Source organism: Actinomadura harenae (assembly GCF_003696215.1).
Taxonomy (GTDB): Bacteria; Actinomycetota; Actinomycetes; order Streptosporangiales; family Streptosporangiaceae; genus Spirillospora; species Spirillospora harenae.
Window position 1 is genome coordinate 35723 of sequence record NZ_RFFG01000059.1, and the last position, 13564, is coordinate 49286.

At 73.1% G+C, this 13564-nt stretch carries 12 protein-coding genes and 1 pseudogene; 3 read left to right on the top strand and 10 right to left on the bottom strand.

What is annotated here, in order from left to right; translation table 11 throughout:
* Nucleotides 1-156: 156 nt before the first annotated feature.
* From EBO15_RS27880 to EBO15_RS44475, 4 genes are all read right to left on the bottom strand, one after another.
* Nucleotides 157-1467 carry a hypothetical protein gene (locus tag EBO15_RS27880; protein ID WP_122197422.1) on the bottom strand — a complete coding sequence of 437 codons (1311 nt, stop codon included), beginning with the start codon at nucleotides 1465-1467 and terminating at the stop codon, nucleotides 157-159.
* Between the two features lies 1 nt (nucleotide 1468).
* Nucleotides 1469-2614, bottom strand: a complete 1146-nt coding sequence (locus EBO15_RS27885; protein ID WP_122197423.1) for an alpha/beta hydrolase — start codon at nucleotides 2612-2614, stop codon at nucleotides 1469-1471.
* A gap of 313 nt (nucleotides 2615-2927) precedes the next feature.
* Nucleotides 2928-3737: a response regulator gene (locus EBO15_RS27890; protein ID WP_122197424.1), complete on the bottom strand. Its 810-nt coding sequence runs from the start codon at nucleotides 3735-3737 to the stop codon at nucleotides 2928-2930.
* A gap of 18 nt (nucleotides 3738-3755) precedes the next feature.
* Nucleotides 3756-4628 carry a sensor histidine kinase gene (locus tag EBO15_RS44475; RefSeq protein ID WP_158628366.1) on the bottom strand — a complete coding sequence of 291 codons (873 nt, stop codon included), beginning with the start codon at nucleotides 4626-4628 and terminating at the stop codon, nucleotides 3756-3758.
* A gap of 323 nt (nucleotides 4629-4951) precedes the next feature.
* Between EBO15_RS44475 and EBO15_RS47350 the strand changes: the two are divergent.
* The 3 genes and pseudogenes from EBO15_RS47350 to EBO15_RS27905 form a co-directional block, all read left to right on the top strand.
* Nucleotides 4952-5275, top strand: a pseudogene (locus EBO15_RS47350) (MBL fold metallo-hydrolase); the annotation flags it as partial.
* Nucleotides 5276-5341: 66 nt separating this feature from the next.
* Nucleotides 5342-6517, top strand: coding sequence for a Rieske (2Fe-2S) protein (locus tag EBO15_RS27900; protein ID WP_233616472.1), 1176 nt, complete (start codon nucleotides 5342-5344; stop codon nucleotides 6515-6517).
* Nucleotides 6518-6644: 127 nt separating this feature from the next.
* Nucleotides 6645-6866 (top strand): hypothetical protein, encoded by a 222-nt coding sequence (locus tag EBO15_RS27905; protein ID WP_147481677.1) that lies wholly within the window; start codon nucleotides 6645-6647, stop codon nucleotides 6864-6866.
* Between the two features lie 13 nt (nucleotides 6867-6879).
* Here EBO15_RS27905 and EBO15_RS27910 read toward each other — a convergent pair whose 3' ends face one another.
* The 6 genes from EBO15_RS27910 to EBO15_RS27940 form a co-directional block, all read right to left on the bottom strand.
* On the bottom strand, nucleotides 6880-7776 hold the full coding sequence (locus EBO15_RS27910) for a glycoside hydrolase 5 family protein (RefSeq protein WP_147481678.1): 897 nt from the start codon (nucleotides 7774-7776) through the stop codon (nucleotides 6880-6882).
* Between the two features lie 7 nt (nucleotides 7777-7783).
* Nucleotides 7784-8521: a sugar transferase gene (locus EBO15_RS27915; RefSeq protein WP_122197428.1), complete on the bottom strand. Its 738-nt coding sequence runs from the start codon at nucleotides 8519-8521 to the stop codon at nucleotides 7784-7786.
* On the bottom strand, nucleotides 8518-9831 hold the full coding sequence (locus EBO15_RS27920; protein WP_122197429.1) for an oligosaccharide flippase family protein: 1314 nt from the start codon (nucleotides 9829-9831) through the stop codon (nucleotides 8518-8520). The genes EBO15_RS27915 and EBO15_RS27920 overlap by 4 nt, the downstream gene beginning before the upstream one ends.
* Nucleotides 9828-11132 carry an O-antigen ligase family protein gene (locus EBO15_RS27925; protein WP_122197430.1) on the bottom strand — a complete coding sequence of 435 codons (1305 nt, stop codon included), beginning with the start codon at nucleotides 11130-11132 and terminating at the stop codon, nucleotides 9828-9830. The genes EBO15_RS27920 and EBO15_RS27925 overlap by 4 nt, the downstream gene beginning before the upstream one ends.
* Nucleotides 11133-11137: 5 nt before the next feature.
* Entirely contained in the window at nucleotides 11138-12406 is a 1269-nt protein-coding gene (locus EBO15_RS44480) for a glycosyltransferase (RefSeq protein WP_158628367.1), read from the bottom strand.
* Nucleotides 12407-12417: 11 nt separating this feature from the next.
* A partial coding sequence (locus tag EBO15_RS27940) for a polysaccharide biosynthesis protein (RefSeq protein ID WP_122197432.1) occupies nucleotides 12418-13564 on the bottom strand: 1147 nt, incomplete at its 5' end.

Genomic DNA, 13564 nt, shown 5'->3' on the forward strand with positions numbered 1-13564 from the left:
GTCCCCCAGGGGGAGGCATAACCCGTACTCCCGCGGGAGTACGCAGCTCAGACGGCCATCGGGTCCGGGCGGGACGGTGGAGCGTGGGTCACTCGCCCTGAAAGCGGCCGCCGGTGGCGGGTCACTCGTCCTGGAGGCGGCCGCGTGGAGCGTGGGTCATTCGCCCTGGAGGTGGCCGCTGAGCCAGGTGACGATCTGCGGGACCTGGCCGCGCCAGGCGGCGAGCGTCTCGGCCGTCACGGGCGTGAGCGTCTTGTCCACGCGCAGCGGCGCCTTCGCGAGCGAGGCGAACCGGTCGGCCTGCTGGGCCTGGCGTCCGTTCGACCCGGCCGTGACCAGCATCGACACGGGAGGCGGCGCCATGTGCTCGAGCCGCCAGTACAGGTCCTGCTCCTGGCGGAAGACCTTGCTGCCGCCGAACGGGTCGGCCGGGTGGGAGGGACCGTTCTGGCCCGGGGTGTCGTTCGAGGCGAGCCCGGCCGTCGGGACCTCGGCGGACAGGTCGAAGACCCCGTTGACCGCGACGGCGGTGCCGAACCGGGCCGAGTCGGTCATCGCGAGCCGGGCCGCGCACTGGCCGCTCGTGCCGAAGCCCACCACGCCCCAGCCCTTGTGGTCGTACGGCAGGTGGTAGACCTCGCCGAGGGCGAGCGGGACGTCCTGCGCGTAGAAGTCGAGCGCCTGGCCGTAGCCCTTGCCGGGAAGGTTCAGGCACGACGCCGGGTGGCTGCCCGACGCCGCCGGGGGCTTCACGCCGCCGCCGGACGGGGTGCCGGTCGGACGCCCGGACGGGCCGCCCTTCGGGGCGTCGCCCGCGGGCGGCGTGGAGGCCTGGGTGAGCCCCTTCACCGAGCGCATCATCACGTAGACGACCGGCTGCGCCTTGTTCGACGCGGTGAGCTTGGACGCCTGCTCCGGGAGGTGCGCCTGCCTGATCCAGGCGAGCTTGTCGTCCGACGTCCCGGTGCCGCCGGAGATCGCCATCACGACCGGCAGGCGCTTGCCCTTGTTCTGGGGCTGGAAGTAGGCCGCCGGGAGGTAGACGTACGCCTCGGTCGTGAGGCCGGTCGTCGCGCCGGTGATCTGCACCTTGTCGACGCGTCCGTCGAGCTTGGGGTCGGCGGGACGGTTCGGGTGGTGCGGGCCGAGCGTGGTCACGCTGTGCTTGACCAGCTGGCCGAGCGTGGTCTCCTTGCCCCGGCTCGGCTGGACGCTCTGCACCTTGGCGTTGGCCCGGACCGGACCGAACAGGTCGTCCCAGGTGTTGTAGAACACGAACCAGCGGTTCACCAGCAGGGTGATCGCGAGGGTCAGCGCGATCTGCGACCCGCCCAGCAGCAGCGTGCGGGCGCCGATCCGTTTCAGGCCGCCGCCGGAGACGCGTGACCAGAGCCACAGCGTGGCGACCGACAGGGCCGCGGCGAGCAGGCAGACGAGGCCGATGAACGTGAGATTCGAGGGTTCCACGTCACTCCCCCTGGAGGTGGTCGCTCAGCCACGTGATCGTGGGAGGGATGTACTTGCGGAACGCCTTGAAGTTGTGGCCGCCCGAGGGGAGCATCCACTTCTCCACCACCAGCGGGGGCCGTGCCGCCGCCATGAAGCTCTTCGCGGACGGATAGGTCTTCTCGCCGGCCAGCGCGGACGCCACCAGGATCGAGACCGGCGGCTGCGGCAGGTTCTTCAGCCGCCAGGTCAGGTTGCTGCTGTTGCGGACGGCCTTGCTGCCGCCGTACAGGTCGCGCGTGGTCGTGTCGAGCAGCGCGTGGAAGTGCCCGGCCATGCTGGACGCGGCGGAGAACCGGTCGGAGTGCAGCATCGCCAGCTTCGTCGCGCAGTAGCCGCCGGTCGAGTAGCCGGCGAGGCCCCACCCGCGCCGGTCGCGGGCGGTGCGGTTCTTGTAGGTGTTGATGATCGCGTCCGGGACGTCCTGGGAGAAGAAGGTCTCGACCTGCGGGCCGCCCGGGACGTCGGCGCACTCGGTGTCCCAGCCGTTCTCGACGGTCGGGCGCATCATCACATAGATCATCGGCTGGGCCTTGTGGGTCGACATCTGGAGGAACGCCTCCTCCGGGACGTGCCCCTTGTCGATCCAGGTGAGCCGGTCGGCCGCGGGGTACCCGGCGATGAACATCACCACGGGGAACCGCTTGGCGGCGGACTTCTTCTGGAAGTACTGCGGCGGGAGGTACACGTACGCCTCGGACCGGAGGCCCGTCCGGACGCCCTCGATGTCGAGGTGCTGAACCAGGCCGTCCTTGGCGGGGGTGCGGCCGTGGCCGGGGCCGAGCTGCGCCGCCGGGGTGACCGTGACCTGCGAGGTCGCGGAGGCGTTCGGGTTGGACGGCGGCCGGTCGGTGACCTGGGCCTTGCCGCCCGCGGCGCCGACCAGGTCGGACCAGCTGCCGTAGAAGAGGTAGTACTTGTTCACGGCGGTCAGCATCAGTGCGACGATGACCAGCTGGACGCCGGCCATCACGCCGACGCGTCCGGCCATGGCGAGCGGTCCCCGTCCGCCCAGCCGGTTCCAGCCGCGGAGCACGACCAGGGCCACGACGGCGGCCAGGATCACCAAGAGCAGGACGATGAGCCCCCAGCTCGTCAATCCCAGCATGTGTCGGTCCCCCTAGTGGTTCTTGCTTCGCCCCGGCCGCCGCGCGCCCACAGGAGAACTCGGCAAACATGCGGCAGAGTTCCAGCGAAGATTCAGAATCTGGATCGTAACGGGCGTGCGAACGCCTCGGTCGATCCGTGCGGTCACCCTACCGACCTGAGGGTTAGCCGCACGTTTACCCTATGTCCAAGATCACATAGGGTCGTCCGGACTCTGCGGAAACCTTACGCCGGAGTCCCTTTACGGACGGCCTGGAAAAGGGGTCTGAACAGGACCTCAAGAAGGGCCTGAACGGCCCGGGGGCCGCCGGGGGTCAGCCCGCGAGCCATTCTCCCGTCTCGACGCTCACCAGGCCATGCCGGGCCGCCTCGATCACCGCCTCGCGCTGGGAGTGCACCCCGAGCTTGCTGAGCACCGACTGGACGTGGCTGCGCGCCGTGCTGCGGGTGACGCCCATGGCCTTGGCGAGCGCCTGGGTCGACTCGCCCCGGGCGAGCCGGGTCAGGACCTCGCGTTCGCGCGGGGTGAGGAAGCGCGCCACCCGCTGCGCCTGGCTCTGCCCCGGGACGCCGGGACGCGCGTCCGGACGGCGCGGGGCGGCCTGCTCGGCGACGATCTCGCCGCGGCCGACGCGGCGCAGCACCGCGAGGATGTCGCCCGCCTGCTGGCCCTTGTGCGCGAACCCGCTCACCCCGGCGGTCAGGCCCGCCGCGAGGACCGGCGGCTCCAGGTAGCCGGTCAGCAGCACGAACCGCGTGGACGGCGCGACCGCGCGCAGCCGCGGCATCCACTCCAGCGCGGTGGTGCCGGGGAAGTTGAGGTCGATCAGGCACAGGTCGGCGCGCCGGGCGCGGAGCACGGCGAGCAGCTCGGCGGGGGAGTCGACCTGCCCGACGACCGCGTACCCGGCGTCCGCGAGGACCAGGGAGAGGGACTCGGTGAACACGCGGTGGTCGTCGCAGACCACCACGCTGACGGCGGCGCCCCGCGCGCCTCCCCGCTCGCCGACGCCCGCCTCACCGCCCGCCGCGCCTCGCGTGCCTCCCGCAGCGCCGCCTGCGGTGCAGCCCGCCGCGTCGCCTGCGGTGCTTCTCGTGGTGCTTCCCGCCGTGTCGCCCGTCATGCCGTCACCTCCTCCGGCTCATCCGATCGGCCGCCAGTCGTCCCAGTCGCCGTCCCACTCGGAGTCCGGGGCGTCCCCGGCGGGCGGGGGCGGCGCGGACGGCAGCAGCAGGCGGACGCGCGCGCCGCCCATCTCGCAGGTGCGGATCTCCAGGCTGCCGCCGTAGCCGGACACCAGGTCGTGCACGATGCCGAGGCCGAGCGAGGCGAGCCCGCCGGGGGCCTGGCCGAAACCGGGTCCGTCGTCGTCCACCTGGAGGACGACCCAGCCGCGCTCGACGCCGACGCGGACGTTCACCCGATGGCCCGCGACCCGGCAGGCGTTGTCGAGGACGTTGCGGAGCGCGCGCCAGAGCGCGACCGCGTCCATGTGCGCCCAGGCGGGCTCGCCGGCGAAGCAGACCTCGTGCGGGGTGGCGAGGCGGATGCCGGTGACGACCTCGGCGGCGAGCTCGTCGACGCGGAGCCGCTGCGCGGGCGCGGGGACCCGGGGGTCGTCGCCGTCCGGGACCTCCTCGTCGAGCTGGCGGAGCAGGTGGTCGAGCCAGCGGGTCTCGCCGAGCAGCTGCTCGATCCGCTCGCGGCTGGCCGGGCCGACGTCGTCGGCGACCGCGACCGCGGACGCCAGCATGATCACGGTGCCGAGCTCGTGCCGGATGTCGTGCCGGAGCCGCCGCCTCCAGAGCACCGGGTCGCCCGCCCCGGCGTGGGCGCACGGGTGGTCGTGGGAGGAAGGCCGGTCGTGAGCGGACGGCCGGTCATGGGAGGAGGAGCGGTCATGGCCGGAGGGGCGGTCGCGGGTGGAGGGCGCGGGGGCGCCCGGACGTTCCGGGCCGGTCGCCGGCCGCATCGCGTCCAGTGGTGGTGAGGACCGCGGCTGCCCGTGCTTCATCGAGGACCCCCGTCCGTGATGCCGGCACCTCTCCCAGTGCCGTGGGGCCGTCTCCCCACACGGCCCGTATCTCGACGGTCACCCCGCACCGGGCGCCATGTCCAGTCAATTGACCGCCACTGACCGCTGACTGACCGGTTGTGGACAGTCCGATTATCCGCGTCAACCGGGCCCATTGTCGGAACGTCGAACGATGGGCCGGGAGTCGCCGGACGATCACCCCGCCGAGGGTGCGCGCGGCCCTTTCCTTTCATGCCTTCGGCGTAGCGGTCTTGCGCATTCCGATGGGTGTGCGGCACAGGTGCGGCAGGCACAGTCGCGGTATGCCCAAGGTGACTTTTCTCGGACATGCCGGACTTGAGATACGCGCGGACGCGTTCCGCCTGCTCGCGGACCCGTGGCTCGCCCCCACCGGGGCCTTCCTGGGGGCCTGGCACCAGTATCCGAGAAACGATCACCTCGATCTTCCGGGGGTGCTCGGGGCCGACTGGGTCGCGGTCTCGCACGAACACCTCGACCACTTCGACCCGTGGGTCATCGAACGCCTTCCGGCGCGGACCAGAATCCTCATTCCCGGATATCCGGGCCCCGCGTTCAGAGAACGCATGCGCGCGGCCGCCGGTTCCCGTCAGGTCATTGAAGTGTCACCGTGGGAGAAATTCCCCTTGGACAATCGCGGGTCGTGGATCACCGTGATTCCAGAGTTGTCGCCGATGTGCCATGACGCCGCATTTCTGATCGTGGCGGACGGCCGCGCGGTGCTGCACGGCAACGACGCCCGGCTGACCGCCGCGCAGGCCCGCCGCGCCAAGCACCTGGCCGGCGGACGGCTCGACCTCATGGCGGTCCAGACGTCCGGCGCGTCCTGGCACCCGATCTGCTACGAGTACCCGCCGGAGGAGATGGCCAGGGTCTCGCTCGCCAAGCGGGTCTCCAAGCTCCGCGCGGCGCAGCGGCTCGTCCGGCAGACCGCGCCCGAGCTGGCCGTGCCGTTCGCCGGGCCGCCCTGCTTCCTGGACGACGAGGTCTCCCATCTCAACTGGGTCCTCGACCAGGAGGACGGCGCGTTCTGCGACCCCGAGGCGTCGGTGCGCTGGCTGCGCGAGCACCTGCCGAACCAGGCGTTCGAGTCGTTCCAGCCCGGCGACGCGATCGAGCTGGACACCGGCGGGATCACCCGTGACCCGGTGTCGGCGGAGTTCTCCTACGCGGGCGCCGCCCGGGACGGCTACCTCGACCGGTACGCCACCGACCGGAAGGACCTGATCGCGGGCGTCCTCGCCGCCTACCCCGAGCCCGGCCCGGACCTGTACGACCGGTTCGCCGAGCACTTCCACCGGCTCGGCGCGCTCAGCGACTACTTCCTCGAGCAGATCGCGATGACCGTCCGGTTCGAGGTGACGGGCCCGAACGGCGGCGCCTGGGACGTCGGCCTGAGGCCCGGCGCGGTGACCGTAGCCCGCGCCCGCCCCGGCGTCCGGCCGCAGTACCGGATCACCGTCGCGGGACGCTGGCTGGACACCGTCCTGACCGGCCGCCTCGCCTGGGAGGACCTGCTCATCTCGTTCCGGCTCAGCCTGTACCGCGACCCGGACGTCTACAACGACTACCTCGTCGGCCTGCTCAAGCACGCCAACGCGCAGGCCCTGCGCGCCGTCGAGGAGTACGAGACCGGACGGGACGAGTCGGAGCGCATCGTCGTCCGCTCCGGCGGGCGCGCCTTCGACATCCCGCGCTACTGCCCGCACGCGGGCGAGGACCTGTCCATCGGCGCGGTCGTCCGGGACGGCCGGATCCACTGCCTCGCGCACAACTTCGCGTTCGACCTCGCGACCGGGCGGTGCGTGAACGCCCGCGCCGCCGATCTCGGGAGCCGTCCGGCCGGGTGAGCCGCGGGCCTCTTCCCGAGGTGTGCGCCTCCCGTACGGCCGGGGGAGTGGAGGTAAACGGGGGGTAAGCGATCCGCCGTTCCGGTAACGTTTTCCCTGCTTTGCGGGGGTTGAGAGGGATTTGCGGATGGCTCTAGGAAAGATCGAAACTGCTGTGCACAAGGCCCGGCCGACGGTGCGGAAGGTGCGCGGCGACCGCCGCCGCCTCGCCGCCCTCGCCGTGCTGTTCGTTCTTCTGGTGGGCGGCATGGAGCTGCTCGCGCTGAAGCTCGGCGCGTTCAACGTGCCGTTCGCCGGGGACGACGCCCCGACCGCGATGGCGGATCACGCCGTCACGTCCACGCACTAGCCGTCCCGGGCACCTACCGCCGCCGGGTGTTGCGCTCCTTCAGGATCGACTGGAGGTCGGCGGCGTCCGAGAGCGTCGGGCAGGCGTATCTGGCCTGGTGGCCCCAGGAGTAGGCGATCTCGAGCGGTGGGTCCGGCACGAGCCGGTCCCACCGTTCGAGGAGGGCCCTGAACTGCGCGCCGGTCGGCATCCAGTACTGCTTGTCGCCGTCCGTGCAGCCCTGCCCGAACGTCTGGAGGACGGGCGCGACCGAGGCGCGCGGGATCCCGGCCTGGTCGGCGAGCCGCACCATGCGGTCGATCGCGCCGAGGTCGCAGCCGGCGCGGGGGCTGGTGCCGCCCTGGCAGGGGTACGGGTCCAGGCCGACGACGTCCACGTGGAGCTTGGCGGGCGTCGCGTCGCCCATGGGCCAGTCGGTGAGCGACACGAACGCGACCTGGCCGGGCGCCTCCGCCCTGATCAGGTCGGCGCGGCGGCGGATCTCGCCGAGCACCTTCGGGCACTCGCCCGGGTTCGGCTCGTCCGACAGGTACCAGCCGTAGACGCGCGGGTCGTGCCCGTACCGGCGGACGGCCGCCGCGAACGCGTCGAAGGACAGCGAGAAGTCGTCGCAGGTGAAGTTGCCGACCCAGAGCATCGCGCGCATCCCGGCCGGGACGCGGGCGAGCGCGGCGTCGCCGGGCTGCGCGTCCACCAGGTCGAACCCGAGCTCCTTCAGGCGCGGGTAGTCGGCGGGCGTGGTGTTCAGCGCGATCCGGCGGGTCGGGACGTGCCGCGCCGCCGGGGTCCCGGGCGTCGCGCTCGGCCCCCGGTAGGGGTGGTAGCTCCCGGACGTGCGGACCTGCACGGCGAACACCACCCCCGCGACCAGCGCGATCGCCCCGACGACGGTGAGGATCTTGAACTTCACCGTCGCCTCATACCGCGTCGGGGGCATGGTCGCCGGTGTTCTCGGTCTCCTTCTCCGAGGGCTGGGTGACCGTGCCGTCCGGCGCGACGGCCAGGGGAGGGACGGTGAAGCCGAGGATGTGCCGGACGGTGTCCCACAGCGCGCGCCACGTGGCCCGCATGGACGGTTCGCGCAGGTAGACGGCGTCCACGGCGACCCGCGCCGGGACGATCCGCCGGATGTAGTTGACCAGGTCGACGGTCTCGCCCGGCCCCAGCACGTCGAAGTCGCGGAACCGGACCTCCGACACCCCGGTGAGCCCCGGCCGGTGGTCGAAGACCCAGCGGGTGTCCGGGCCGTAGTGGACGGCGAGGTCGTAGGTCTCCGGACGCGGCCCGACCAGCGTCATGTCGCCGCGCAGGACGTTCCACAGCTGCGGCAGCTCGTCCAGGGACCATTCGCGGAGCAGCCGTCCGACGCGGGTGAGGCGCGGGTCGGCGTTCGCGGTGACGGTGAGGCCGCCGACGCCGGTCCGCATCGTCCGGAACTTCAGCATGGTGAACGGGTGGCCGCCCTGCCCGACGCGGGTCTGCCGGAACAGCCCGGGGCCGGGGCTCGACGTCCGCACCAGGCACCAGATCAGCAGGAGCGGCCCCGCGAGCAGGAGGAGGCCGAGGATCGCGCCGAACACGTCCAGCGTCCGGCGCGCGCCGGAGGGCGGGACGCCGTCGGACGGGTCGACGGGGGACGCCTGGAGTTCGGTCATGACGGGGCCGCCTCCGCTTCGAGGAGGGTCCGCCCGCGCAGCCGGGCGAACCAGAACAGCAGGACGAGAGTGGTCGTCGTGTAGGAGAAGGCGGACGCGACCGCCGCGCCCGTCGCTCCGAAGTGGGGGATGAGCAGCAGGTCGAGGGCGACGGTGACGGTGAGTCCGGCGGCCTGCGCGACGGAGGTGAGCCCGGGGCGTCCGATGCCGTAGAGGTACGCCTGGAGCAGCCCGGACACGCCGAACGTGACGAGCCCGCAGAGCAGCAGGTAGGTCGGGTTGCGCGCGCCGTCGAACGACGACCCGAACACCCACGGCAGGACGGTCCCGGTGAGCAGGGCGAGCGGGACGACGGCGAGGGCGGAGACGGCGAGCGCGGGCAGGATCAGCTTCCGCGTCCGCCGGGCCGCGACGTCCCGCGCCTCCTTCGCGAAGTCGGGGTACAGGACGTAGTTCATCGCCAGCCCCGGCAGCTGTACGAGCTCGGCGAACTTCGACGCGACCGTGTAGACGCCGAGGACGGACGGGCCGGCCATCGCGCCGAGGAACGCGACGTCCAGCCGGAGGTTCAGCAGGTCGACGAGCTGCCCGAGCTGGCCGCGCATGCCGAACCCGGCGATCTCGCGTCCGAGGGGGAACGACGGGCGTCCCCAGCCGGAGAAGAAGCCGCGCCGGGCGAGGCGGCGCGCGATCCACGCGGCGGCGGCGACGTCGGCGAGGACGAGCGCGGCGATCAGCGCGCCCGGCCCGTACCAGAGGCCGAGCATGCCGACGTAGAACGGCAGGAACACGAACTCCTCGACGGTGATCGCCAGGCTCGCGCCGCGCAGGTCGCCGGTGCCCTGGAGCAGGCCCTTCCCGACCGACACGAACCCCTGCGTGAAGGACGGCCCGGCCGCGGCCAGCGCGACCCAGAACCCGAAGTCCCGGAAGAAGAGGTGGAAGATCCCGGGGGACAGGGCGAGCCAGGCGAGCCCGCCGACGACCGCGCCGCCGACGGTCAGGTAGGCGACGGTCGGACGCACCCGCCGCTGGTCGTACCGCTCCCCGGCCAGGTAGTAGGGCGCGGCGCCCATCAGGCCCGCGTTCGACAGCTGGCAGACCATGCCGGGCAGGATCCGGACGAGCGTGAGCGCGCCGACCAGTTCGGGGCCGCCGATCCGCGCGACCATGATCGTCGCGACGCCGAGCGAGGCGAGCGCGCCGAGCCGTCCGGCCATGTTGCCCGCGACGAGGCCGACCAGGCCCCCGCGCAGCCGGTCGCGGAGCCGTCCGCGCGGCCCGGTCCCCCGGTCCTCGACGAGCGTCATGGGTTCTCCTCCCGCCGTCGTCCGTAGAGGTCCACGGCCGCGATCAGGCCGAAGAACGCCCAGCCGTGCCGGTAGTGCAGGGTCTGGTAGAAGAGCGCGGACACCAGGAACACCACGACGAGCGCCCCGAACAGCTCGGGGTGCGGGACGAGGTCGGCGTACTCGCGGTTCAGGGCGCCGCGCCGCGCGATCCGGACGCACCGCAGCAGCAGGACGAACACCAGCGCGATCACGGCGACGCCGCCGAGGAACCCGCGTTCCAGCACGGCCGCGATGTAGTCGTTGTGGGCCTCGCGGACGTAGGAGTACTGCTCGTCGTAGCTGTGCCGCCGCACCTCGTTGGGCCCGATCCCGAACGGGTGCTTCTGCTCGCTCAGCATGGTGAGGGTCGTGTTGAGGACGGTTCCGCGCGATTCGGTGCTCTCGCCGGTCGTCCGGCCGATCGAGTCGCGCAGGATCGGCGCGGTGTCCCCGACGCGTTCGACCAGGGTGGCGGTGTCGACCTGGGTGAGGAGGACGACCGTCCCGCCGCCGAGGACGCCCGCGAGCGCGCCGACGGCGACCGCGTGGTGCGCCTTGCCGTCCCTGATCAGCCGCCAGAGGTAGCCGACGACGAGCGCGACGCCGAGGGCGAGCGCGCCGCCGTTGGAGCCGGTCAGGAACTCGGCGGTGAGGAGGATCGCGCAGACCGTCCAGCGCGCCCCCTTCCGGCGGGGCAGTCGGGTGGCGCGCGCTATGAAGAACACGCAGATGAACCAGTTGGACGCGTAGTTCGCGTCACCGAAGGTGAACATGGCGCGCGCGCCGTCGACCTGCTTGCCGGACAGCGCCTCGATGCCCGCCACCATCCCGACGATCTCCATGACCGCGTACAGCGTGCCGATGTAGACGTAGGCGCGCAGCGCGATCCGGGTCATGCCGGTGTCCTGGCAGAGCGTCGCGACGCACACCGCCCACAGCAGAACGAACACGTCCTTGACCAGCGGCAACGCGCCCGCACCGTCGTTCACGAGGGACGCGGTCGCGCCCGCGAGGACGGCCAGCAGCGTCGGCACGAGGAACGGCCACGGCACCGGCCTGCGCCGCGACGCCGCCCAGAGCAGCGTCGTCCCGGTCAGCAGGACCAGCAGGACGTCCGGAACGGCGGTGTTGCCCGGCCCCGGACCCATGCCGAACGGCATCAGCATCGGCAGCGACGCGATCGACAGCACGAGGACGATCGCGGTCGGCCGCCGACGCCGCTTCACCGGAGGGGACGGGTCCACCTCCGGTGCGGCGACGTCCGGCGCGGTCAGGAGCATCGGCGTCACCGCTGGTGGGGGCGCCGCGAGACGCCCCGGTAGGTCTCGTCGAGGACGGTGCCGAGGTAGGCGGGGGAGAACCAGTCGCCGACGCGTGCGCGCGCCCGCTCGGCCATGCGCGCGGCGGCGACCGGCTCGTCCAGCAGTGTGGCGACGGCGACGGCGAGGCCGTGCGGGTCCTGCGGCGGGACGAGCATTCCGGTCTCACCCGCGAGCACCAGGTCCTGGTTGGACGGCACGGCCGTCGCGACCAGCGGGATCCCGGCGGCGATCGCCTCGACGAGCACGCACGGCAGCCCCTCCCAGCGGGACGCCATCGCCATCGCGTCGAACGCGGGCAGCAGCTCCGGGACGTCGTCGCGGTGCCCGAGCCAGCGCATCCGCTCGGTCAGCCCCAGCCGCTCCGTGAGCCGTTCCAGCTCGGGGGCCATCGGGCCGCCGCCGATCCAGAGCCCGAACACGTCCCCCGGCAGCTCGGCGAGCGCCCGGACGAAGATCTCCGGGCCCTTCTGGAACTGGAGCCGCCCGATCGAGCCGACGACCTTCACGCCGAGCGGAAGGTCCAGGCGGCGGCGGGCTCGTGCGCGCGCGCCTGACGAGGCCGCCGCCTCGAACGCCGACACGTCCACGGCGGGCCACGACAGCCGCACGCGGTCCGGGGTGGCGAGGCCGAGGCGCAGCGCGGTCGTCACGGTCTCCGACCCGATCGCCAGGAACGCGTCGGTGTGCTTGGCCGCCGCCCGCTCCAGCCGGACGTACACCGACCGGCGCAGCCGCGACTGGAACTCGTTGAACGGGAAGCCGTGCCAGGTGTGGACGATCCGCGGCACCCCGGCGCGGGCCGCGGCGATCCGCCCGATCACGCCGCCCTTCGCGCTGTGCGTGTGGACGACGTCGTACCTGCCCTCGGCGAGGACGGTCGTGAGCGTCCGCAGCGCGGCCCGGTCGTCACGCGGCGAGATCTGCGGGACGAGCGGCCTGACCTGCGTGATCTCCATGCCCGCCTCGTACGCGCGCGGGGTCAGGTCACCGGCGGCGGCGTTCGCCACGGCCGCCGCGCCGTGCAGCACGTCCAGCCCGGATCCGTTCCCGGAGCCGTCCGAGCCGTCGGCGGCGGCGCTGTCCATGCCGACGCCGCCGGTGATGACCGCGCGTTCGTACCGGTCGGGGTCGAGGGCGAGCGCGCCGTTCAGCGCGACGTTCCCCGCGCCGCCGTTGAACCGGGTGATCACGGTGGCGACGCGTAGTTTGCGGTCCGGGTCGAAGGCTTCCAAGGCGCACCCCTCTACAGGCCGGGGGGATCGGTCGGCGATCCCGCGTCGCGCGTCGGCGCGGCGGCGGACGGCTCGGGCCGCCGCGCCGGGTGGTACTCGGGCAGCAGCCGCCGCAGGATCCGCCGGACCCGTGCGGCGTCGTCGGCGTCGGCGGCGGCCCCCAGCTCGTCCAGCAGGGCGGGCAGCCCGGCGGCCGGCGGCGGTCCGGGCCGGGTCGCCCAGATCTTCGGGTGCGCGGTGCGCAGCCGCGCCTCGCAGTCCGCGAACGGCTTCTCCGCGAGCTTCTCGCCGGGGCCGAGCCCGCAGAACCGGATCGTCACCTCGGGCAGCCGCAGCTGCTCGGCGTACCGGTGCACGAGCTCGACGACCGGCACCGGACGCCCCATGTCCAGCACGAACGTCTCGGCCTCCTCGGCGAGCGCGGCGGCCTCCAGCAGCAGCCCGGCGGCCTCCTCGGCGGTCATGAAGTGCCGCGCCACCTCCGGATGGGTGATCGTGATCGTCTCCCCGGCCGCGATCCGGTCGGCGAGCAGCCCGAGCAGGCGCCCGCGCGGGCCGAGCACGTTCCCGATCCGGACGGCCGCGAACCGGGTCGGCCCGCCCGCCGCCGCCTGGAGCAGGAACTCGCCGAGCCGCATCGTCGCGCCGAACACCGAGGTCGGGTCGGCGGCCTTGTCGGACGACACGAACACCAGGTGCCGGGTGCCGTGCCGGACCGCGCCGTCCACGACGTGCCGCAGCCCGAGGACGTTGTCGGCGACGCCCCGGCACGGGTCCCGCTCGACCCGGCCGAGGTCGTGCCGCCCGGCGGCGTGGAACACCAGCTCGGGGCGGGCGGCGGCGAGCACGGCCGCGACCGTCGCGCCGTCCCGGACGTCGGCGGGCGCGACCGTCACCCGGGCCTCGGGCAGCCGCGCGGTCATCTCGTGCCGCAGCCGCGCCAGCCCGGACGCGTCGATGTCGACCAGCGTCAGCTCCGCCGGGTCGAGCCGCTTCAGCCCGTGGCAGAGCGCCGAGCCGACCGTCCCGCACGCGCCGGTCACCAGCACCCGGCGGCCCCGGACGAGCCGCCGCGCGCGCGGGCCGGTCACCGCCACCTCGTCCCGGCCGAGGAGCAGCGCCAGCGGCGTCGCCTCCCCGCCGCGCCGCGACGAGGCC